Raw genomic sequence first — 21,111 nt, 5'->3', positions numbered from 1 at the left:
GACCAGTCATGCCGTCCGAGTGGAACTGGGAAAGCGGCGAGGGTCTGCTGGGTCTCGACGACCCCGCGGACTGGGACGCGGCGTACGAGCGCGGTGAGCAGCACCTCGGCACGGCGGCGATCGGACTGGCCTTCAACTGCTCCCTGGAAGAGGCATCGCCGCGCATCATCAAGGCGATGGGATTGCCGGACCGCGGTCAGCGAGGCTTCGCCTACACCGCGGCCGGCACCGCGGCCCGCCTCAACGGCACGCTGACACCGGAGCTGTACGCCGCGCTGCGCGCGGAGGGGCATCGTGGCATCGCCCAGAACGCCATCGACGACACCTTGACCTACGTGCCGTTCCGGCAACTGCCGACCTGGTTCAAGTGGCGGAAGATCGCGTCAAAGGTGCAGGACAAACTGAAGACCTGGCGACTGACCATCACGTATGCGGCCGAGGACGCCTGGAATGCCGTACGCGGTCGTCGTGAGCGGTGACCACCGCCTTCGTGGTCCACGAGGCTGCCCGTCAATTCCTCGCCGAGTTCGGGGGGTTTGGTGATCTACGGCTTGCCGGTGGACTCGCGTACGACGCGATCGGCGGTCCACTTCGACCCGCTCACCGCCGAGGAGACGTTCGTCAGGGTGAGTGAGAAGGCCGGAACGCCGGTGTGTCCCGTCGGCCGCGCCGACAACGGGAATAGCTTCCTGGGCATGGGGGAGGACGGGGTCCTGTACCTCGCCGGGGAGGACCTGGAGTAACTGGGCGACTCCGCCGACCAGGGGCTCGACGCGCTCGTACGGTCGCAGGCCACGATGGCCGGGCTGTGGGTTCCGGAGACTCCGGCGGGCGCATCGGCGTTCTGGGATCGTGTCGGGACGGTGAGGGCAGGCGACGACGCGGGGCGGCGCCAGCCGGATGAGACCGACCGGGTACTGCGCGCGGCCGGCTGGAGTCCGGGGCGCTCCGTGCCCACCGCGGCGGTTCCTCGCCGAGTTCGGTGGTGTGGGCGTCCCGTTCCGGGAGCCGTGGGACTCCGTGCCGTGGGGAGCGTTCCGACCGGAGCCGCTCCTGACCCTGTGGGACGATGAGATCTTCGACGACCTCAGCGAGCAGGTCGGCACGGTGTACGTGGGTATGGACTCGGTCGCGCTGCTGGCGCCGACACCGGACGAGGCGATGCAGTGGCTGACACGGAGGGCCCGGTGACGAAGGGCGCGGGCCCGCGCCTGGGACCGTCCCTCACTCGGCGCCGGCCGCCCTGGGCCGTCTTCACGTTGCGGAACGACCCTTGGCCGGCTGCCGCGACCGCCGAACTCCTGGAACGGGACGGACGCGTGTTCCGGCTCAACGGGCGGGAGTTGCTGGAGCGGGGGACCCTGTTCACCGTATTCGCCCGCGAGTTGGGCTTCCCGGGCTACTTCGGCCACAACTGGGACGCGCTCGTGGACTGTCTGCACGATCGGCACGACGAGCAGGACACCGCTGTCGTGATCGACCATGCCGACGGTCTGCTCGGAGTCGACTTCCTGGGGACGTTCGTCTCGGTCCTGTGCCAGGCCGCCTGGCGGGCCAATCTTCGGCTCGACGCAGACGGAGTGCCGGACCCGGACTGGAATCCGTTCGCCCTGCACTTCGTCTTCCTGCTCGACGGCGCCTCACCCGCGGCGTTCGCCGAGGCGGTGTCCGCCGGTATGGATGTGGAGGTGTCGCTCGGCGAGGGGCGCCTCATGGCGACCCTCGCCGGGGACGACTGGCCGACGTGCGGGTCAGGGAAGCCTGAGTGAGTGGCGTGTCATCCCTGTCTCGGATGCGGTCCGTGAGCGGGCGACGGGCTGCACTGATCTGGCCGGAGACTCAGGCGTGGCTCAGCGCGAATCGACGTGCTGGAAGTCGACGGCCGTGATCCGGGCGGCCTTCGGGGTCAGTTCGGCCACGCCCTGGCCCTGGAACGTGTCGGTGATCAGGGGGCCCCTGGTGGCGCCGAGGGCGGACTGCGTGTCGCTGGGCACGAGAGAGGCGTTGGAGCGGTAGGCGGGCTTCAGCAGGGTTTCCTGGGTGTGCGAGGCCGGGAACAGGGCGAGGACGCCGCCGTCGGCGGTGCGCAGGGCGTACACGCTGGGGTCGGCCGGGGTCTTGGTGAAGAACTTCTGGGTGGCGGCGCCGTCGGCCGCGCCCTTGGTGCTGCTGTTCTTGTAGGTCTTGAGGGCTTCCTCGACCGGCCCCGTGGCGGCGAGGCCCTTGCCTTCCTTTGTGCCGCCGGTCTCGAGAAGGTCCTCGTAGGCGGTGGCCACGTCGGACGGGGCGAGCTTGCCGACCTTCGTGCCGGGGGCGACGGCCTGGGCCAGACCGCCCTTGCCGACGGCGAGCTTCGGGAACGGTTCCCCGCTGTCGGCCCACAGGGACAGCACCATCTTGTACGTCCCGTCCACCTTGTCGAAGACCAGCAGCACCGAACTCTTCTCGTTCTCGCTGGAACCGGCCCGGACGGCGAACCAGTCCCCGGCGCCCTTCTCCGGGATCACGTACTGGCGGTCCGTGTAGGAGAAGGGCTTGGCGTAGGCCTTCCGGTCCTTGGCCGAGAAGGTCGGGACGAGGGTGTAGTTCGCCTTGTCCATCGCGTGGACCTGGCCGCCCTCGACCGTGGCGAGGAGCTTCTCGTCGAGCGCCGCGTTGGCCTTGTTGTTGACCTTCTCGTAGTTGTCCATCACCGCGGCGGCGGCCTTCTCCGTCACCACGCCCTGGGGTGCGGCGCTCGCGGACTCCTCGCCGTTCGCGCCGTCGGAGCCCGTGCCGCCACCGCATGCGGTGAGGGCGACGGCCGTGGCCACGCCCAGCGCGGTCGCGGTGAGGCGACGGCCGGGCAGGGAACGGGTGGTGCGCGCGCGGGGCGTCATCAGGCTCTCTCTTCTCTTGTCACGGTTGTCACGGTGGGGAGGGGCGGAGTCGGCGGATCAGCGGTTGATCGCCTGGATCTCCTGGACGTCCATGTCCTGCGTCGTCTCGAAGGTCCCGTCGGGCAGGTCGCCGCCGGTGCCGTTCGCGCCCTGCCAGGTGATCTGCCAGGTCACGGAGGCGGACAGGCGGTAGGGCGTGCCGTCCGTGGCCTTGAGGTAGCGGATGCCGCAGGGCGGGGTCCGGTCGGAGTCGCCCTTCTGGTACGGCGTGCCGATGCTGCCGTCGGCGTTGATCTCGCAGTTGCCGGACGCGGGGTAGGTCTCGGCGTCGGCCGTACCCGGATCCAGGTGGAGGGCGACCGGCTTGGCGGTCGTTTCGGCCCACAACCCCGTGTTCGGGAGCTCGGCGCGGACCTTGACGTCCTGGAAGGTGGCTTTGTCCAGCCAGGCCCAAGTGGGCAGGTTCACCGTGGACTTGGTGGTGGGCTTCAGCTCGATCTCGGTGTCGGGGACCTCGACCTCGTTGTAAGCGTACTCGGCGAGCGTCTTCGGGGTGGGCGCGTGGGCGATCTTCGGTATCGCGCCCGCCGGCTGCCAGAACATGATGCGGGTGCAGTCCCAGGAGTCCGGGTCGGAGATGTCCGGTGCGACGCTGCGCCAGAAGTAGCCGTCCTGGCCGAGGTTGTAGTCCTTGTAGCCCTCGACGCTCGCACCGTTCTCGAAGATGTTGGTCGTGGGTTTGTCGTCCCGGTAGTGGTCCGTCCAGAGTCCCTTGCCGGCCCAGTACTCGTGGATGCCGACGTCTCCGACCCCGTTGGTCTCCGAGAAGTCCTTCAGTGCCGCGGGGGTGAAGACCGGCTCGTACCAGCAGGCCGGCGGCTTCCAGTTGACGTCCACGGACGAGACGGCACCGCGCTTGCCGCCGGTGGGACCGCTGACCTGGGTGACCTTGATCCGGGACCGGCCGGCGGAGGCCAGCAGGGTCTTCCCGTCGGCGCCGCCCTGCGGGGTGTCGTGGCCGCCGGGCACGGGCTTGCCGGCGTACGCGGTGCTCGCGGTCCAGACGAGGGCTCCCGCGGTGAGGGCCAGAACCCACGTCGCGCGCCGGGGGGAGATCACTCCTGGCATTCCGTCGCCTTCTCCTTGACGGTGATTTGCTGGGCACGCCACACCGGCGAGCCCTTCGCGGACGCCATGACGAGGCTGAACTTGAGGAAATCGTCCGGGCTTTCCTCGGTGTGGAGGACCTTCCCGCTCTTCACTTCCTTGCCGTAGACCTTCGAGGCGTCCTCGCAGAAGGCGACGCGCACCAGCTTCACCGACGTCGAGTCCCCGGCCGCGCTGGTCTCCGCCCGGTGGTAACGGTCCTTGCCGGTGAGCGTCCAGCCGCCCTTCACGTACTCCTTGATCTGCGTGTTCGCGTACCGGGCCGCGTCCCCGGCGGAGTAGTACTGATAGGCGGGGTCGGAGGGGTCCTGCCGCGTGATGCCGTGGTTCAGCGCGCGCAGGTAGTTCTCCGCGTCCGCGAGTGCCGCCGCGTTGTCCGCGTCCGACGGCTTCTCGAAGTCGAAGACCAGGTCCAGGTCCTTGGGGAGACTCACGTCCGGTCTGTCGGCAACGGGCGATGCCGACGCGGAGGTTGAAGCAGACGGACTGCCCGACGCCGTACCCGCCCCCTTGATGTCGTCCGGAGACCCCCCGTCACCCCCACCGCACGCGGTGAGCAGAAGGGTCGCCGTCATGGCGAACGCGGCGGCGGTGACGGGCAGGGCGCGGCGGGCCACGATGGATCTCCCCCGGAGGTCGGCGTGTGCAACGGGGAACGAAGCTATCAGGGGCAGGTGGGGGGCCTTTAACTGCCTGCGGAGCCTTGTGCAGAGAGCGTGAGGGTGTGGCGTGGCAATTGCGAACGACGATACGAGTGAGAGGTCAAAGGGGCGTCAACTCGGGCATGTCCGGCAGGTCGTGAGGAAGTGATCCGAGAGGTTGTCCACAGGGCCCTGCCCGACCTTCGACTCCGTACATAAGATCTCTGTAGGCTCAGTACACCCCTCAGCACACCCACACCCACTCCCTTCACACACCACCCAGGACACCCGCCATGCCGCGACGCCGCACTTCCAGCTCGTCAAGCTCGACGGGAAGCTCGACGGGCAGCCCGAGTACCCCGAGGAACCGGACCCCGCAGCCCGTGCGGATCCGGCGGCGTTCGTTCGGGGACTTCGTCAAGGCGTTCTTTGCGTTCGTCGCGCTGCTGGTGCTGGTCGTGGGAGTGCCGGGCGCGTTGGCCGTGTCCGTCGGGTGGCCGTTGCCCCATGGGGTGCCTGAGCTCGAGTGGCTCCAGAAGCCCATCACCACCGGCACCTTCCTGAACATCCTCACGGTCATCGTGTGGCTCGCGTGGGCCCAGTTCACCGCCTGTGTGCTCGTCGAGATAAAGGCCGCCGTCTCCGGCATCGGCGTCCCCGGCCGCGTTCCCGGCTCCGGCCCCAGCCAGCTCCTCGCCCGGCAGCTCGTCGCCGCCCTCCTGCTCGTCGGCGCCACCGCCGCCAGCCTCACCCCGGGGCTGTCCCAGCTCGGGCACGACATGGAGGGGAACCAGCGGGGCACGGTCGCCGCCGCACAGCAGACCCCCGGCGGCGGTCTCTTCGCCCAGCAGCAGGAGCAGGCCGCGAGCACTGCCGCGGCCCTCGCCGAGCAGGCCGCCGGCGCCGCAGCGCACGCGGATGCCGGGGGCAGCGCGTCCAAGGCCGACGACACGAAGTACTACCGGATCCAGCCGCCCGAGGGACGTCACCACGACTCCCTCTGGGAGATCGCCGAACGGCACCTCGGTGACGGGCGCCGGTACAAGGAGATCTTCGACCTCAACAAGGACCGGGTGCAGCCGGACGGTTCCAAGCTGTCCGAGGCCAGCCTCATCCGGCCCGGCTGGATCATGGAGATGCCGGGCGACGCCCGGGGCGGGGACCTCGTCGAGATGCCCGAGGCGTCCGGAGGCTCCGCCGCCCAGCAGCAGATCCACGACTACGGCCGGAGCGGCGACCACGCCCAGGGCGGCGGAGCACAGCAGGGCGGTGGAGCACAGCAGGGCGGCGGCGCCGGCCAGGTCTCCCTCCCGGAGCAGCGCCCCGCCCCCGACCAGCGGACCGGCCACCAGGAGCAGCACCAGCAGCACGCCACCTCCACGAACGCCGCCTCCGACGCCTTCGGCCTCCCGCAGGCCCTCGTCGGCGCCCCCCTCCTCGCCGCCGGTCTCCTCGGCGCCCTCGGGCGTCGCCGTCGGCAGGCCCTGTGGCAGTCGGCCTTCGGTGCCGTCGGCGGCCGGCGCGGCATGGAGCCGCCCACGCCGACCGGGGACGCCGCCGACGCGCAGGACGCCCTGCTCGTGGGCGCCGACCCCGAAGGCGTACGACTGCTGGACCGCTCCCTGCGCGGGCTCGCCGCCTCCCTCGCCGCCGAGTCGCGCCCCCTGCCCACCGTCTACGCGACCTGGCTCAGCAACAACGGCGACCTTCACCTCCAGCTCGCCCAGCCGTCCGGAAACCCGCCGGCCCCCTGGCAGCTCGGCCAGGACCAGACGTTCTGGATGCTCGCGCGCACCGACGCCGAGCAGTACGAGGACGTCGACGCCGCCGCCCCCTACCCCGGCCTCGTCAGCCTCGGCACCATGGACGACTCCCGGCTGCTGCTCAACCTGGAGTCGGTGCCCGGCATCGTGTCGCTGAGCGGCAGCGAGGCCGACCGTGCCGCCGTCTTCGCCTCCGTCGCCGCCGAACTGGCCACCAACGGCTGGTCGGACCGCATGACCATCACCCTCGTCGGCTTCGGCGAGGACCTCACGCCCCTCGCGCCCAACCGGCTGCGGCACCTCGAAGGGATCGACGACCTCGTCGAGACCATGGAGGCCGAGACCCGGCAGCGGCGCGGTGCGCTGGGGGCCGCCGGGCACGACTCGGTCCTCACCGGGCGTACCGGACCCGCCCAGCACACCCGTTGGGCCCCGCACCTCGTCCTCCTCGCCGCCGAGCCCTCCGCCGACGACGCGATCAAGCTCGCCGAACTCGCCGCGGACGCCAGTCGGCTCGGCATCGGCTACCTCGTGGGCACCGAGAGCGGCGATCTGCCCGGCGCCGCCTGGGAGATGGAGATCACCGGCCAGGGCAAGCTGCTCGCACCGCTGCTCGGCCTCGAACTCGACGCCCAGCTCCTGCCCGTACCCCTGCAGCGCGCGGTCGTCGAACTGTTCGTCGAGTCCGACCCGGAGCGCGAACCGCAGGGGCCGGCCACCGCACCCCCGTTCCTCGTCGACGTCAGCGAGCAGGGACGGCCGGCGGTGTACGCGCGGCTCGTCGGGCCGTACGAGATCATCGGCCTCGACACCCCCGACGGTGACCGCAGCGCCCTGCTCCACGAGGCGCTCGCCCTGCTGCTCCTGCACCGCGAGGGCGTGCACCCGCGCGTGCTGTCCTCCGCGCTCTGGCCGCGCGGCGTCACGGACGACGTACGCGAGGCCCTCCTCGACCGGCTCCGGGCCTGGCTCGGCACCGACCCCGACGGCTCGCCGCGCCTCAGGACCGACAGCACCGGCCGGCTCACGCTCGCCAAGACCGTCGTCTCCGACCTCGACGTCCTGCGCTCCCTCTACCACGAGGCCACGCAGGGCCGCGGCGTCGACAGCCGTGCCGTGCGCGGCCGGCTGCTCACCGACGCGCTCGTCCTGGTCCGCGGACCGCTCCTCGCCGACCGGCCCGAGGGCCGCTACCGCTGGCTCACCCACGAGATCATCGACGCCCAACTCCCCCTCCTCGTCGCGGACATCGGCCTCGCGCTGTCCGAGTTCCACCTGGTGAAGGACCGCGCGGAGAAGGCCATCGAGGCCCTCGGCGCCGCCCTCAACTCCGCGCCCGGCGACGAGCGCCTCTGGCACGAACTGCTCCGTGCCACCCACGCCACCGGCGACACCGACCGGCTCCAGGCCCTCGCCGCCGACCTCATCACCCGCAGCGGGGCCCGCGGCCTGCCGCCGCGCACCGAGGCACTGCTCGACGAACTCCTGCCGACGTGGCGCAACGGCGTCGCGGCCGTGGGATGACCACCTCCCTCGTGATCGCCGCCGCGCTGTGGGGCGCGGCGGCGGGCGCGTTCCTGCCGAGGGCCGCCTATCGGTTCTCCGTCCCGTCGGGGGAGGAGTGGCAGGCCACCTGCCCGGGCGGCCATCCCCTCGGCGGGTGGATCGGACGGGCGCGCTGCAAACGGTGCGAAGAGCGAGCACAGCCCTACGGCCCTCCCGTGGCCCTCCTCTCCACCGTCACCGCCCTCGTCTGCGCCGCCCTCGCCGCCGCGACCGGCACCCGGCCCGAGATCGCCGTCTGGCTGCTGCTCGCCCCGGTCGGCGTACTGCTGGCCGTGGTCGACCTGCGGGTGCAGCGGCTGCCCGACGTCCTGACCCTGCCGCTCGCGGGCACCGCCCTCGCACTGCTGGGCGCGATGTCGTTCGTGCCCGAGCACACCGGGGACTGGCTGACAGCACTCCTGGGCGCCCTCGCGCTCGGCGGCGGCTACTTCGTGCTGTTCCTGATCAACCCCGCCGGCATGGGCTTCGGCGATGTGAAGCTCGCGCTCGGGACGGGGGCGGTGCTGGGCTGGTACGGCTGGCCGACAGTCATGCTGGGGACCTTCGCCGGGTTCCTGCTGGGGGCGCTGTACGGCGGTGCGCTGGTCGTCGCGCGGAAGGCGGGGCGCAAAACAGCGATCCCGTTCGGACCGTTCCTGATCATGGGGGCGTTCGTCGGACTGCTGATCGGCGCGTACGCGGCCTGACGTCGGTGCCGTACATGGGCTGGCGTAGGCTGGCCGGGTCCGTCCAATACGGATGGTTCCGTCCACAACCCTTGACGAAAGGGACGCTCCGGTGACCGAGAAGGCCGACCTTCAGTCCGTCCTCGACCGCGCCGCATCCGGTGGGCGGATCACTCCGGAGGAGGCGCTCGACCTCTACCGCGACGCCCCGCTGCACGCGCTGGGCTCGGCCGCGGACGCGGTGCGCCGCCGTCGGTACGCGGGCACGGAGCACATCGCGACCTACATCATCGAGCGGAACATCAACTACACGAACGTGTGCGTCACTGCGTGCAAGTTCTGCGCCTTCTACGCCCCGCCCACGGCCAAGGACAAGGGCTGGACGCGCGACCTGGACGACATCCTGCGCCGGTGCGCGGAGACCGTCGAGCTCGGCGGCACCCAGATCATGTTCCAGGGCGGCCACCACCCGGACTACGGCGTCGAGTACTACGAGAAGCACTTCGCCGCCATCAAGAAGGACTTCCCCCAGCTGGTGATCCACTCGCTGGGTGCCTCGGAGGTCGAGCACATGGCTCGTATCTCCAAGGTGAGCGTGGAGGAGGCGATCCAGCGCATCCACGCGGCCGGTCTCGACTCCTTCGCGGGGGCCGGTGCCGAGATGCTCCCCGAGCGTCCCCGCAAGGCCATCGCACCGCTCAAGGAGTCCGGTGAGCGCTGGCTGGAGATCATGGAGACCGCGCACAACCTGGGCGTCGAGTCCACCTCCACCATGCTGATGGGCACCGGCGAGACCAACGCCGAGCGCATCGAGCACCTGCGGATGATCCGTGACGTACAGGACCGCACCGGTGGTTTCCGGGCCTTCATCCCGTACCTCTACCAGCCGATGAACAACCACCTGAAGGGCCGCACGCAGGCCACGATCTTCGAGTATCTGCGGATGATCGCGATCTCCCGGCTCTTCATGGACAACATCGCCCACATCCAGGGCTCCTGGCTGACCACCGGCCAGGACGCGGGCCAGCTCACGCTGCACTACGGCGCGGACGACCTCGGCTCGGTCATGCTGGAGGAGAACGTCGTCTCGGCGGCCGGTGCCAAGCACCGCTCCAACCTCCAGGAAATGATCGACATGATCCGCACGGCGGGTCGCGTCCCGGCCCAGCGCGCCACCACCTACGAACACCTCGTCGTCCACGACGACCCGGCGAACGACCCCGCCGACGCGCGCGTCATGTCCCACATCTCCTCCACGGCGATCGAGGGCGGCACGGCACATCCCGAGCTGAAGATCCTCGCGTCCAACTGACGTACCTGTGCTGACGATTCACGCCGCGGACGAGGTCTGCTGCACCTGGGACGACCCGGACCCGATCAAAGACGGTGCTGTGGCCGTCGAGGGCGTCCGGGTCGCAGCGGTGGGGCCGCTGGCGGAGGTGCAGGAGCAGTTTCCCGGGGCCAGGGTGCGGCGGTGGCCGGGGGTGCTGGGACCGGGGCGCATTCACGAGGGCCCGCTCCCGGAGGCTCCGAGCCCGCGCGAGCGTATCCACGCGGTGCTGAAGCTGGGAGCGGTGGCGGTGATCGCGGAGCACGCCGATACGCCCGAACTCCGCGCGGCGGCAGAGCGGAACGACGTGGTCGTGCTGCGCCGCACACAGCCGACGGCGATCATCCCCACGGGCCGGGCGGATCTGGCGGTCCTCGACGAGAGCGGCGAGTGCATCGCGACGGTGTGCGCGGGCCGGCTGGTCCACAGACGCCGTTAGCCGGAGCGCCCCCAAGGGGCGCGGGGCTGTATCGATGTGCGGCTCCGCCGCGTGGGCGCGACCAGCCCCCACCGGGCCCGCAGCCGACCCACTACTCCGCGAACGCCTCCGCGAACGCGCCCGAACTCTGCTTCACCCCGCTGCAGTTGGTGAGCTCATCACCGTCGTCGTCACACTGCTGGTCCCGGAACGTCGACCACATCGACACCCACCCGATCTCCTTCTCCTCGGCGAAGGAACGCACCTGAGCCGCGTCCGACAACGTGAACGTCTCGTTGTCGACGTCGTTGACCCCGATCATCGACGTCAGGGCGATCGCCCGCCACGCAACGGCGTTCGACGTCCCGAAGACTTCCCTCAGCTGCGTATGCGCGGCCTTCGCCGAGGTGATCGCGTAGTCGCCCATGTCCTCGTCGTACGACTCGCCGTAGTTCATGGTCATGAGGTTGATCGTGGAGACCTGTACGGCACTGTCGTTGGCGGACTCCAGCAACGCGATGCTGTCGTCGTCGAGCCCCGACGGCATCACGGGCAGCGTGAAGGACACGGTGAGGTCGCCGCGCGACTTCTGCAGCAGCGCGATCGCCTCCGACCGCAGCTCCACCGACGCGGAGTCCGTCAGCGCGTCACCCTCGATGTCGAAGTCGGCCTGGGTGGAGCCGGCCGCGTCGAGGGCCTCGCCGTACGCCTGGGCGAGCGCCGTCGCACTGTCGCAACTCTCCGCAAGCTCCTTGCCCGAGGCCCCGCCGAAGGAGACCCGCACACTCGCGCCGTCCTCCTTGAGCTGCGAGATCCGGGAGGCCACCGAGGAGTCGCCGATGGCGTGCGAGTCGTTCCACGTGGGCGTGCAGTCGCTGCCGTCCGCGATCACGAAGGCCAGGTTGTACGTCGTCGGAGCGCCGGCCGAGTCGTTGCCGGAGGCTTCCGTGGCGCTGACGTAGGGGGCGTACGACGTGCTCGACGAGGTCTCTTCGGAAGCCTCGGCGGAACAACCCGCCGTGGCCAGGGCAAACAGGCAACTCAGGCCCGCCGCCGGCCTCAGGAAACGCCACATTCCGGTGCACCCGCTCTCGTGATTTCTGTCTCAGGATGAGAACAAACTGTGCTGGGCGAGTGGAAATGTCTCACACGAGACTGAGCTTCATGAGGACTGGATTTGGATGGAGAGCACATGGGTTCGTGCGGATAAATCGGGCTATCCGGCCGCCCGAAGCGGACAACCAACCCTTTTCCCCTCCCGGGGAGTTGCGCAGGCATTCTGGCGAACTCTCAGAGAAGACACAGGTTAAGACGTTTCTCATACGCGCCTCACATGAATTCCTGAGTTTCGGACACATAAAGACTCTCTAGCGTTCGGGGAATGCATTCCGAGCCTGCCATCGAAATCCGCGCCGAACGTGGTCGCCGCCGCAAACGCCGTGGCAACGAGTCCGCCGACGGGCCCGTGTTCGTTGACAACTCCGGACGCCGCTCCAAGCTGCTGCGCCGGATCGGTCTTCTCGTCGGTGTCCTGTGTGTGGGGTACGCCGTCGTCCTGGGCCTCGCCTTCATGGGCATCGGTACCTCGAACCCGTCCTCGCTGCTGCCCTTCGGAAGCGGCCAGGGCCAGGGAGGTCCGGGCGCCCAGAACGGCAACGGACCCGGCACCCAGCCACAGGGCGGCATCGGCAACAGCGTGAGGCCCAGCGGCTCTCCGCCCGCGCTGCCGTCGGGCGTGCCCACGCCGTCCGCCTCCGCGACCGCCAACTGACCGGAGCGCAGCCACCCTTATGAGTACGACGACTCCCTCCCGCGGCCGCCGCCGCGCCCCCTCGCGCCTCGGGCGGGCGGCGGGCAGGGCCGCGGCGCTCCAGAAGCCGCGCGTCCTCCTCGCCGGCCTGCTCCTGCTCGCGCTGACCAGCGTGATGCTGCTCGACGGCTATCTGCGCGCCGAGGTCGGCGGCGACGAGCGGGTCCGCGACGGGGCCAGTTCCAGCAAGGTGCCGGACAAGATCCTCGACGGCGGCCCGATCGTCAGCTTCCGCGGCGGCTCGGCGAGGAGCGTCTCCGTCCCGGACAAGACGATCGCGCTGACCTTCGACGACGGCCCCAACCCGACGTACACGCCAAAGGTGTTGGAGATCCTGGAGAAGTACGACGTCCCCGCCACGTTCTTCGTGGTCGGCTCGATGGTCTCGCGCTATCCGGGCATCGTGAAGGACATGGTCGAGCAGGGCAACGAGGTGGGCATCCACACCTTCACCCACGTCGACCTCTCCTATCAGAGCGACGCCCGGGTCAACCGCGAGATGCAGCAGACCCAGTTGGCCCTCGCGGGTGCGGCGGGCATCACCACCACGCTGTTCCGGGCGCCGTACTCCTCGGAGACGGACGCCATCGACAACTACAGCTGGCCCGTCTACGAGAAGCTCGGCGAGGACGGCTACACCAGCGTCTTCGTCGACACCGACAGCGACGACTGGAAGAAGCCGGGCGTCTCGAAGATCGTCAAGTGGGCGACACCGGACGGCGACGACGGGGCGTCCGTGCTCTTCCACGACGCCGGTGGCGAGCGCTCGCAGACGATGAAGGCGCTGCCCGAGTACATCGCGAAGATGAAGGCGAAGGGGTACACCTTCACCACCATCAGCGGGGTCATCGAGAAGGAGCAGTCGGCGAACGGCCAACAGGCCGGCGGACCGGCGGCCGCGAACGGCGGGCAGCCCGGCGGGGGCACGGGCGTCGGCAACCTCCAGGCCGCCCACCGCGAGGCCGGCGGAGCGACCCTGTATGAGGGCAAGGCCCTGCTCGCGGCCGTCGCCGTCGCCGAGTACGCGGTACCCACGCTGTCGGTCGGTCTCATGGTCGTCGGGGTCGCCGTCATGGGGCGGTTCGGGATGATGCTGATCCTCGCCCGCCGCCACTACAGACAGCGCAACAAACGCCGCTTCAGCTGGGGGCCGACGGTCACCCGGCCGGTGAGCGTGATCGTCCCGGCGTACAACGAGAAGGAGTGCATCGCCAACACGCTCAGGTCGCTGGCGCGGAGCACCCATCCGATCGAGATCATCGTCGTCGACGACGGTTCGACGGACGGCACCTCCGAGATCTCGCGCAATGCCGCCCACGAGCTGGGCATGACGAACGTCCGGGTCATCCGCCAGGAGAACGCGGGCAAGCCGGCCGCCCTCAACAACGGGGTGCGCAACTCCAGTTACGACATCGTCATCATGATGGACGGCGACACCGTCTTCGAGCCGGACGCCGTGCACCAGCTGGTGCAGCCCTTCGCCGACCCCGAGGTCGGCGCGGTCGCCGGCAACGCCAAGGTCGGCAACCGCGACACGATCATCGGCGCCTGGCAGCACATCGAGTACGTGATGGGCTTCAACCTCGACCGCCGTATGTACGACCTGCTGCGCTGCATGCCGACGATCCCGGGCGCAATCGGCGCGTTCCGCCGCGAGGCGGTGCTCGAGGTCGGCGGGATGAGTGAGGACACGCTCGCCGAGGACACCGACATCACCATCGCCATGCACCGCGCGGGCCGGCGGGTCGTCTACCAGGAGCACGCCAAGGCCTGGACGGAGGCACCGGGTTCGCTGAAGCAGCTGTGGTCGCAGCGTTACCGCTGGTCGTACGGCACCATGCAGGCACTGTGGAAGCACCGCAGGTCCCTGACCGACAAGGGTCCTTCGGGCCGCTTCGGCCGGGTCGGGATGCCGCTGGTGGTGATCTTCCAGATCGTCACGCCGGTCTTCGCGCCGCTGATCGACGTCTTCACCGCGTACTCGATGATCTTCATCGACTTCCAGGCGGCGCTGCTGGCCTGGCTCGCGGTGCTGGCCGTGCAGTTGGTCTGCGCCGCGTACGCCTTCCGGCTGGACAAGGAGAAGTACCGCTACCTGCTGATGATGCCGCTCCAGCAGCTGGCCTACCGGCAGATGATGTACCTCGTCCTCATTCACTCCTGCATCACGGCCCTCACAGGCGGCCGGCTGCGCTGGCAGAAGCTGAAGCGGACCGGCGAGGTCGGGACGCCGGCGGGGGCGAGCCGATGAGCTGGGAGCAGCAGGGGTACGGCTACGGATACGGGAACGGGCAGGGGTACGGCGGTTATGAGCAGCCGCACTATGTACAGCCGACGTATCCGCAGCAGACCTATCCGCAGCAGCAGTACGTGGACTACGGGCAGCCCGTGGCCGTGGAGGAGACGGCTCCGCTGCCCCCGGTCGAGCCGGACCCGGAGCCCGAAGTAGCGGTCGTAGGGGAAAAGCCCGCGGAGGAGGCGGCGGAGGAGAAGCCGCTGCCCAAGTCCGCCGGCCGCGACCGCTACTTCGACACTCTCAGGGCCGTCGCCCTCATCCGGGTCGTCACCTATCACACCTTCGGGTGGGCCTGGTGCGGGATGGTCTTCCCCTCCATGGGGATCATGTTCGGCCTGGCCGGCACCCTGATGGCGAAGTCGCTGGAGCGGCCCGCGCTGAAGGTGGTGAAGAGCAGGCTCCGCCGGCTGCTGCCCCCGTTCTGGTTCTGGGGCTTCTTCGTGGTCCTCGCGATGCTGGTCCACGGCTGGATGCCGCACTGGGAGATCGTCTACTGGATCGTGCCGTTCGGTGATCCGCCGGGGAACCGGTGGGGCGTACAGGCCTGGGAGATCCTCTGGTACCTGCGGACGTATCTCTGGTTCGTGCTGCTGTCCCCGCTCCTGCTGCGGGTCTTCCGACTCGCCCCGATCCCGGTGCTGTTCCTGTCCCTCGCGCCGATACTGGTCCTCAACTTCGTGTGGTCCGGGCCGGAGGGACGGCTCGGCAACGAGATCTGGGACTTCTCGACGTACCTCTTCTGCTGGATCCTCGGCTTCGCGCACCGCGACGGCGCGCTGCGGAGGATGAGACCGGCGCTCGTGGTCGTCCTGTCGTTCGCCGCGATCGGCTACGGCGGCTGGTACGCCTTCTCCCACCAGGGCGAGGTCGGCACCTACGACCTCGACGAGATCCCGCTCGCGCAGGCCTTCTGGTCGGCCGGGTTCGTGATGCTGCTGATGTGGGCCAAGGCGTACTTCGCGATCGACTTCGCGTGGCTCACCCGCTTCGAGCGGCTCGACCGGGTCGTGACGGTCTTCAACGCGCGCGCGGTGACGATCTACCTCTGGCATGAGATCGCCTTGATCCTCGCCGTACCGCTGATCGACCAGTTCTGGAACGTGCCGGCCTTCGAGAAGTACCTGCCGCTGGAGAGCCAGTGGTTCATGTTCGGGATCGGGTGGGTGCTGATCGCGGTGTTCGTGCTGGCCTGCGGCTGGGTGGAGGACGTGGCGGCGCGGAAGAAGCCGAAGCTGCTGCCGTGAGCGGGGCCTGGGCCGTTTCCTCGGGGGCGGCTGCAAGAATGGGCCCGTGACCCGCGCTTCCCTGAACAAGCAGCCGCACGAAGTCGCCTCGATGTTCGACGACGTGGCGGAACGGTACGACCTGACGAACGACGTGCTGTCGCTCGGCCAGGACCGGGCGTGGCGCAAGGAGGTCGCCAAGGCGGTCGACGCCCGGCCCGCGCAGAAGATCCTGGACCTGGCCGCCGGCACGGCCACCTCGTCCCTGCCCTTCGCGCGGACCGGCGCCTACGTCGTCCCCTGCGACTTCTCGCTGGGCATGCTCAAGGTCGGCAAGAAGAACCACCCGTGGCTGCCGCTGACGGCGGGCGACGCGACGAAGCTGCCCTTCAAGGACGACACCTTCGACGCGGTCACGATCTCCTTCGGGCTGCGCAACGTGCAGGACTTCGACGCCGGGCTGCGGGAGATGTACCGGGTGACCAAGCCCGGCGGCCGGGTCGTGATCTGCGAGTTCTCGCACCCGACCTGGGCGCCCTTCCGCACGGTCTACACCGAGTACCTGATGCGCGCCCTGCCGCCGGTGGCCCGCGCGGTGTCCTCCAGCCCCGACGCCTACGTCTACCTCGCCGAGTCCATCCGCGCCTGGCCCGACCAGCCCGCGCTGGCCGAGCGCCTGCAGAAGGCCGGCTGGTCGAAGGTGGCGTGGCGGAATCTGACGGGCGGGGTCGTGGCCCTGCACCGAGGGTTCAAGGCGGGCTGAGCGTTCAGGGCGGGCCGATCCCGACCGTGCAGGGGTCGCCGGGTTCGTCCAGCTCGCGCTGGAGCCCGCCGCCCGACGGGTTCGGCACGCGCGGCTCGCGCATGCCTCCGCCGCCTTCACCAGGACCGAAGTCGAACCACACGTAGACCATCGACTCCCGCGGCACCTCGGCGCCGGGCTGCGGGTACTGGCGTACGACGTAGTCGACGACGGCGAGGTGGAAGTCCTGGCGGTCCGGCGCATTGATGAACAGGCCCTGTGCCCTGGCCGTCTCGCGCGCGTCGACGGCCATCAGACCGACCAGACGAGGGACGCGCACTTCGGGCGTTTTGGGTGTTATTCGCACAGATGTCACCCCCAGCGGTATGGGCAGAGTAACCGCACTGGGGCGCTACCCGGAAGCGCTGAGTATTTTTCTGTAGCCGATTATCACTCTGCGTCACAGATCGAGGCGCGCGCGCCCGAGCCGCCAGCCGATCTCGATCTCACCCTTGGGTCCCCAGTCCTGCGGCCATGGCTGGGCGCCGGTGCTGTGCTTTCTCGGGGGGTACCCCCCCCAGCCCCCCGCGATGACCTGCCAGGCGACGGCGTCCTCGTCGGTGGGGACGCGCAGCCTTACTACAGGGAGAGCTCGGTTCACGGGGCAGCCCTTCAGCCGGGTGATCAATCGTGCTGAATAGACTGCCCATGTCCAGTGCCGGTCGGCACGCACATTGCGAACTTGGGGAGATCCCGCCGTGACCGTCGTGACTGAGCCCCTCTCCGAAAACACCGCCGATGTCATCGTCGTCGGCGCGGGGCCGGCCGGCTCCACGACCGCGTACTACCTCGCCAAGGCCGGACTCGACGTGCTTCTCCTGGAGAAGACGGCGTTCCCGCGCGAGAAGGTCTGCGGCGACGGCCTCACCCCGCGAGCCACCAAACAGCTGGTGGCCATGGGTATCGACATCTCCGAGGAAGCGGGCTGGCTGCGCAACAAGGGCCTGCGCATCATCGGCGGCGGCGTCCGCCTCCAGTTGGACTGGCCGGATCTCGCGTCCTTCCCGGACTACGGCCTCGTCCGCAAGCGCGACGACTTCGACGAGCAACTCGCCCGCCAGGCGCAGAAGGCGGGCGCACGGCTCTATGAGCGCTGCAACGTGGGCGCCCCGATCATCGACGACCGCACCGGTCGCATCACCGGCGTGCACGCCAAGCTCGGCGACACGGGCGAGAAGCGGGAGGTCACCTTCCACGCGCCGCTCGTGGTCGCGGCCGACGGCAACTCCACCCGGTTGTCCCTGGCGATGGGCCTGCACCGCCGCGAGGACCGTCCGATGGGCGTGGCCGTCCGCACGTACTTCGAGTCGCCGCGCCACGAGGACGACTACCTGGAGTCCTGGCTGGAGCTGTGGGACCGCCGGGGGCCCGAGCCCCGGCTGCTGCCGGGCTACGGCTGGATCTTCGGCATGGGCGACGGCACCTCGAACGTCGGCCTCGGTGTGCTCAACACCTCCGACTCCTTCAAGGAGCTCGACTGGCGCGAGGTGCTCAAAGCCTGGTGCGCGTCGATGCCGGAGGAGTGGGGCTACACGCCGGAGAACATGACGGGCCCGATCCGCGGCGCCGCCCTGCCGATGGCCTTCAACCGCCAGCCCCACTACACCAAGGGCCTGCTCCTGGTCGGCGATGCCGGCGGCATGGTGAACCCCTTCAACGGCGAGGGCATCGCCTACGCCATGGAGTCCGGCAACATCGCCGCCGACGTCATCGTCCAGGCCCACGCCCGGGCGACGCCGGCCCAGCGGGAGATCGCGCTCCAGCGCTACCCGCAGGTCCTCAAGGACACCTACGGCGGCTACTACACGCTGGGCCGCGCCTTCGTGAAGCTCATCGGCAACCCGAAGGTCATGAAGATCGCGGCCCAGCGCGGCCTCACCCACCCCCTGCTCATGAAGTTCACCCTGAAGATGCTGGCCAACCTCACCGACCCGACGGGCGGCGACGCGATGGACCGCATCATCAACGGGCTGAGCAAGGTCGCGCCGAAGGCCTGAATCAGCCGCTGAGCGCCTCGATGTTGGCGGCCCGGCGTGCGAGGACCTCCTCGCGCCGGTCCGCCACCTGCCGTAGCGCGTCCTTGCGTTCGCGCTGGGAGAGCCGGTCCAGGTAGACGTGTCCGTCGACATGGTCGGTCTCATGGGCGAGGCAGCGTGCGAAGTAGCCGCTTCCCTCGATCGTGATCGGCTCACCGTCCTTGTCGAGCCCGCGCACGACTGCCCGGTCCGGACGCGGTACGTCCATCACGGCGCCCGGCACGGAGAGGCAGCCCTCGTGGTCGTCGAGGAGCCTGCGTCCGGTGGGATCGAGCTGCTCCAGCACCGGGTTGACGATGTGCCCGACGTGCCGGGCCCCGTCGTCGTCCGGGCAGTCGTACACGAACAGCCGCAGATCCACCCCGACCTGGTTCGCCGCGAGCCCTGCCCCGTCCGCGATGTACATCGTCAGGAACATGTCGGCGATGAGCGCGGCGAGATCGGGCCCGAACTCGGTCACGTCCCGGCACGGCTTGTGCAGGACCCCTTCGCCGACCTCGGTGATGCGCCGTACCTGTCCGCGCCGGGCCTCGGGCGCGAGGCGGGGGTAGGAGTCGGTCGGCCTGCCTTGAACGAACACGCTGGGCATGTTTCTCCTCGTTGTGTGGATGCTGTGGGCGGTGGGTCATCGGGGTTCCGGTCTCCGGGGCCCCTCCCTACCCTCCGTTGCCCATGACAACAGAACACATGGAGCAGACCGACGGCCACACCCGCAGACGCTTCCTGGCCGGTACGGGGGGAGTGGCCGGCGCGCTGGCGTTATGGCCCGCCGGGAGCGCGGAGGCGGCTTCCGGCAGGCGGGTGGCCGTCCTCGGCGGCGGTGTCTCCGGCCTCAGCGCCGCGCACGAACTCGCCGAACGTGGCTACGCCGTCACCGTCTACGAGTACTACGACGCCCTCGGCGGCAAGGCCCGCTCGATGCCCTTCCCCGGCACGGCGGCCGGCGGCCGCGCGGACCTCCCCGCCGAGCACGGCTTCCGCTTCTTCCCCGGCTTCTACCGGAACCTGCCGGACACGATGCGCCGCATCCCCTTCGCCGGCAACGCGAACGGCGTCCACGACAACCTCGTCAGCGGTACGGAGGCCCTCTTCGCCCGCGCGGGCGGCCGTCCCGACCTGCACTTCCCACTGCGCCGGGCCACCACCCCGCCCGCCCCCGGCGACCTCACCCCGTCCTGGATCCGTGACCAGATCCTCTCCGCCCTGGATCTCGGCACCCGCCTCCCCGCCCACGAGGCCGCCTACTTCGCCGACCGCCTCCTGGTCCACCTCACCAGCTGTGACGCCCGCCGCGAGGACCAGTGGGAGAAGGTCGCGTGGTGGGACTTCATCCGCGCGCAGGAGATGAGCGCCGAGTACCAGACGCTGCTCGGCATCGGGCAGACCCGCAATCTGGTCGCCACCCGCGCGGAGGTCGCCTCCACCCGCACCGTCGGCCGCGTCATCATCGAGGCGCTGCTCCTGTGGGGCCTCCTCGGCCGCGGCATGGACGGCGACGCCGACATCGACCGCGTCCTCAACGCCCCCACCAGCGAGGCCTGGATCGACCCCTGGGAGCGGCATCTGCGCTCCCTCGGCGTGGAGTTCGTCCTCGGCACGCAGGTTCACGACGTCCTGTACGCCGGCGGCCGGGTGACCGGCGTCCGTGTCTCGGCCCGCGACGGCGGCGAGGATCGTACCGTCACCGCCGACCACTACGTCTGCGCGCTGCCCGTCGAGCACGCGCGCGTGACGTGGGGCTCGGCCCTGCGCGCGGCGGATCCGCAGCTCTCCCGGTGCGACGCGCTGCGGACCGACTGGATGACCGGCGTGATGTTCTATCTCCGCACGCCCAAGCCGGTCGTCCACGGCCACATCAACTGCCTCGACTCACCCTGGTCGGTGACGGCCGTCGGCCAGGCGCAGTTCTGGCCCGGACGGGACTTCCCGCGCGACTACGGCGACGGACAGGCCCGCGACTGTCTCTCGGCGATCATCTCCGAGTGGGACAAACCCGGCATCCTGTACGGCAAGACGGCCAAGGAGTGCACGCGGGACGAGGTCGTCGCCGAACTCTGGGCCCAGTTGAAGGACGGCCTCAACGACGCCGGCAAGACGACCCTCGTGGACGACGACCGGCTCGGCTGGTTCATGGACCCGGCTGTGACGGGCCTGGGCGGCCCTGAGCCGCGGAACCGCGAGCAACTCCTCATCCACCCCACGGGCACGCTCTACAACCGCCCCACGGCCCGCACAGAGGTGCCGAACTTCTTCCTCGCGGGCGACTACGTCCGCACCGACGTCGACCTGGCGACCATGGAGGGCGCCAACGAGTCCGCGCGACTGGCCGTCAACGCACTGCTGGACGCGGACAATTCGGACGCCGAGCGATGTGAGATCCAGGAGCTGTACCGGCCCCCGGAGATGGAGCCGCTGAAACGGATCGACGAGGTGCGCCACCGGCTGGGGCTGCCCAACACCTTCGACCTCGGCTAGGCGGGCTCCGCAAAGGGCGGAAGGGCCGCTGCCCCCGAGC

At 69.8% G+C, this 21,111-nt stretch carries 20 protein-coding genes and 1 pseudogene; 14 read left to right on the top strand and 7 right to left on the bottom strand.

What is annotated here, in order from left to right; genetic code table 11:
- The first annotated feature begins 8 nt into the window (after positions 1–8).
- The 4 genes from TN53_RS25765 (at position 9) to TN53_RS25750 (ending at position 1,769) form a co-directional block, all read left to right on the top strand.
- On the top strand, positions 9–479 hold the full coding sequence (locus tag TN53_RS25765) for a hypothetical protein (protein ID WP_046261023.1): 471 nt from the start codon (positions 9–11) through the stop codon (positions 477–479).
- Between the two features lie 78 nt (positions 480–557).
- Positions 558–743: an SUKH-3 domain-containing protein gene (locus TN53_RS25760; protein ID WP_159038195.1), complete on the top strand. Its 186-nt coding sequence runs from the start codon at positions 558–560 to the stop codon at positions 741–743.
- A 277-nt stretch (positions 744–1,020) separates the two neighbouring features.
- The gene (locus tag TN53_RS25755; protein WP_159038194.1) at positions 1,021–1,191 is read left to right on the top strand and encodes a hypothetical protein; all 171 of its coding nucleotides are present in this window, start codon (positions 1,021–1,023) and stop codon (positions 1,189–1,191) included.
- Positions 1,167–1,769 carry a barstar family protein gene (locus TN53_RS25750; RefSeq protein ID WP_095046726.1) on the top strand — a complete coding sequence of 201 codons (603 nt, stop codon included), beginning with the start codon at positions 1,167–1,169 and terminating at the stop codon, positions 1,767–1,769. Before TN53_RS25755 ends, TN53_RS25750 begins: the two co-directional genes overlap by 25 nt.
- Positions 1,770–1,850: 81 nt before the next feature.
- Here TN53_RS25750 and TN53_RS25745 read toward each other — a convergent pair whose 3' ends face one another.
- From TN53_RS25745 to TN53_RS25735, 3 genes are read right to left on the bottom strand one after another with little or no spacing between them, the layout of a single operon-like run.
- On the bottom strand, positions 1,851–2,879 hold the full coding sequence (locus TN53_RS25745) for a hypothetical protein (protein ID WP_046261020.1): 1,029 nt from the start codon (positions 2,877–2,879) through the stop codon (positions 1,851–1,853).
- Between the two features lie 57 nt (positions 2,880–2,936).
- Positions 2,937–4,007 (bottom strand): hypothetical protein, encoded by a 1,071-nt coding sequence (locus TN53_RS25740; RefSeq protein ID WP_046261019.1) that lies wholly within the window; start codon positions 4,005–4,007, stop codon positions 2,937–2,939.
- Entirely contained in the window at positions 3,995–4,663 is a 669-nt protein-coding gene (locus TN53_RS25735) for a hypothetical protein (RefSeq protein ID WP_046261018.1), read from the bottom strand. The genes TN53_RS25740 and TN53_RS25735 overlap by 13 nt, the downstream gene beginning before the upstream one ends.
- Before the next feature lie 317 nt (positions 4,664–4,980).
- On the opposite strand from TN53_RS25735, the gene TN53_RS25730 reads away from it, so the two are divergent.
- The 4 genes from TN53_RS25730 to TN53_RS25715 all read left to right on the top strand — a co-directional run bounded on the left by TN53_RS25730 (position 4,981) and on the right by TN53_RS25715 (position 10,450).
- Entirely contained in the window at positions 4,981–7,974 is a 2,994-nt protein-coding gene (locus TN53_RS25730; RefSeq protein WP_095046725.1) for a BTAD domain-containing putative transcriptional regulator, read from the top strand.
- Positions 7,971–8,702: a prepilin peptidase gene (locus TN53_RS25725; protein ID WP_046261036.1), complete on the top strand. Its 732-nt coding sequence runs from the start codon at positions 7,971–7,973 to the stop codon at positions 8,700–8,702. The genes TN53_RS25730 and TN53_RS25725 overlap by 4 nt, the downstream gene beginning before the upstream one ends.
- A gap of 91 nt (positions 8,703–8,793) precedes the next feature.
- Positions 8,794–9,993, top strand: a complete 1,200-nt coding sequence (gene mqnC, locus TN53_RS25720; protein ID WP_046261016.1) for a cyclic dehypoxanthinyl futalosine synthase — start codon at positions 8,794–8,796, stop codon at positions 9,991–9,993.
- 7 nt (positions 9,994–10,000) lie between these two features.
- Positions 10,001–10,450, top strand: coding sequence for an imidazolonepropionase-like domain-containing protein (locus TN53_RS25715; RefSeq protein WP_046261015.1), 450 nt, complete (start codon positions 10,001–10,003; stop codon positions 10,448–10,450).
- Between the two features lie 91 nt (positions 10,451–10,541).
- Here TN53_RS25715 and TN53_RS25710 read toward each other — a convergent pair whose 3' ends face one another.
- Positions 10,542–11,504, bottom strand: a complete 963-nt coding sequence (locus tag TN53_RS25710) for a chitinase (protein WP_046261014.1) — start codon at positions 11,502–11,504, stop codon at positions 10,542–10,544.
- A gap of 306 nt (positions 11,505–11,810) precedes the next feature.
- Here TN53_RS25710 and TN53_RS25705 point away from each other — a divergent pair, with 306 nt between their 5' ends.
- From TN53_RS25705 to TN53_RS25690, 4 genes are read left to right on the top strand one after another with little or no spacing between them, the layout of a single operon-like run.
- Positions 11,811–12,200 carry a hypothetical protein gene (locus tag TN53_RS25705; RefSeq protein WP_046261013.1) on the top strand — a complete coding sequence of 130 codons (390 nt, stop codon included), beginning with the start codon at positions 11,811–11,813 and terminating at the stop codon, positions 12,198–12,200.
- A gap of 19 nt (positions 12,201–12,219) precedes the next feature.
- Positions 12,220–14,490 (top strand): bifunctional polysaccharide deacetylase/glycosyltransferase family 2 protein, encoded by a 2,271-nt coding sequence (locus TN53_RS25700; protein WP_046261012.1) that lies wholly within the window; start codon positions 12,220–12,222, stop codon positions 14,488–14,490.
- A complete protein-coding gene (locus tag TN53_RS25695; protein WP_052745309.1) occupies positions 14,487–15,779 on the top strand; it encodes an acyltransferase family protein in 1,293 nt (430 codons plus the stop codon). The genes TN53_RS25700 and TN53_RS25695 overlap by 4 nt, the downstream gene beginning before the upstream one ends.
- Positions 15,780–15,825: 46 nt before the next feature.
- Positions 15,826–16,521: a demethylmenaquinone methyltransferase gene (locus TN53_RS25690; RefSeq protein WP_046261011.1), complete on the top strand. Its 696-nt coding sequence runs from the start codon at positions 15,826–15,828 to the stop codon at positions 16,519–16,521.
- A gap of 4 nt (positions 16,522–16,525) precedes the next feature.
- Here the strand turns inward: TN53_RS25690 and TN53_RS25685 are convergent, their stop codons facing one another.
- Positions 16,526–16,840: a PASTA domain-containing protein gene (locus TN53_RS25685; RefSeq protein ID WP_095046724.1), complete on the bottom strand. Its 315-nt coding sequence runs from the start codon at positions 16,838–16,840 to the stop codon at positions 16,526–16,528.
- A 138-nt stretch (positions 16,841–16,978) separates the two neighbouring features.
- Positions 16,979–17,161, bottom strand: a pseudogene (locus TN53_RS25680) (GNAT family N-acetyltransferase); the annotation flags it as partial.
- Positions 17,162–17,258: 97 nt separating this feature from the next.
- On the opposite strand from TN53_RS25680, the gene TN53_RS25675 reads away from it, so the two are divergent.
- Positions 17,259–18,557: a geranylgeranyl reductase family protein gene (locus tag TN53_RS25675; protein WP_046261010.1), complete on the top strand. Its 1,299-nt coding sequence runs from the start codon at positions 17,259–17,261 to the stop codon at positions 18,555–18,557.
- Position 18,558: 1 nt separating this feature from the next.
- Here TN53_RS25675 and def read toward each other — a convergent pair whose 3' ends face one another.
- A complete protein-coding gene (gene def, locus TN53_RS25670) occupies positions 18,559–19,185 on the bottom strand; it encodes a peptide deformylase (RefSeq protein WP_046261009.1) in 627 nt (208 codons plus the stop codon).
- Between the two features lie 83 nt (positions 19,186–19,268).
- Here def and TN53_RS25665 point away from each other — a divergent pair, with 83 nt between their 5' ends.
- Entirely contained in the window at positions 19,269–21,071 is a 1,803-nt protein-coding gene (locus TN53_RS25665; RefSeq protein WP_052745307.1) for a hydroxysqualene dehydroxylase, read from the top strand.
- Positions 21,072–21,111 lie beyond the last annotated feature (40 nt).

The organism is Streptomyces sp. WM6386, from assembly GCF_000972385.1.
Taxonomy (GTDB): domain Bacteria; phylum Actinomycetota; class Actinomycetes; order Streptomycetales; family Streptomycetaceae; genus Streptomyces.
This window is presented reverse-complemented; position numbering and strand designations above follow the sequence as displayed.

Bases quoted from the DNA above. Each gene is read 5' to 3' on its own strand.
- TN53_RS25765 (WP_046261023.1), top strand. From the start codon at position 9: ATGCCGTCCGAGTGGAACTGGGAAAGCGGCGAGGGTCTGCTGGGTCTC.
- TN53_RS25745 (WP_046261020.1), bottom strand. From the start codon at position 2,879: ATGACGCCCCGCGCGCGCACCACCCGTTCCCTGCCCGGCCGTCGCCTC.
- TN53_RS25740 (WP_046261019.1), bottom strand. From the start codon at position 4,007: ATGCCAGGAGTGATCTCCCCCCGGCGCGCGACGTGGGTTCTGGCCCTC.
- TN53_RS25730 (WP_095046725.1), top strand. From the start codon at position 4,981: ATGCCGCGACGCCGCACTTCCAGCTCGTCAAGCTCGACGGGAAGCTCG.
- TN53_RS25725 (WP_046261036.1), top strand. From the start codon at position 7,971: ATGACCACCTCCCTCGTGATCGCCGCCGCGCTGTGGGGCGCGGCGGCG.
- TN53_RS25710 (WP_046261014.1), bottom strand. From the start codon at position 11,504: ATGTGGCGTTTCCTGAGGCCGGCGGCGGGCCTGAGTTGCCTGTTTGCC.
- TN53_RS25705 (WP_046261013.1), top strand. From the start codon at position 11,811: ATGCATTCCGAGCCTGCCATCGAAATCCGCGCCGAACGTGGTCGCCGC.
- TN53_RS25700 (WP_046261012.1), top strand. From the start codon at position 12,220: ATGAGTACGACGACTCCCTCCCGCGGCCGCCGCCGCGCCCCCTCGCGC.
- TN53_RS25695 (WP_052745309.1), top strand. From the start codon at position 14,487: ATGAGCTGGGAGCAGCAGGGGTACGGCTACGGATACGGGAACGGGCAG.
- def (WP_046261009.1), bottom strand. From the start codon at position 19,185: ATGCCCAGCGTGTTCGTTCAAGGCAGGCCGACCGACTCCTACCCCCGC.
- TN53_RS25665 (WP_052745307.1), top strand. From the start codon at position 19,269: ATGACAACAGAACACATGGAGCAGACCGACGGCCACACCCGCAGACGC.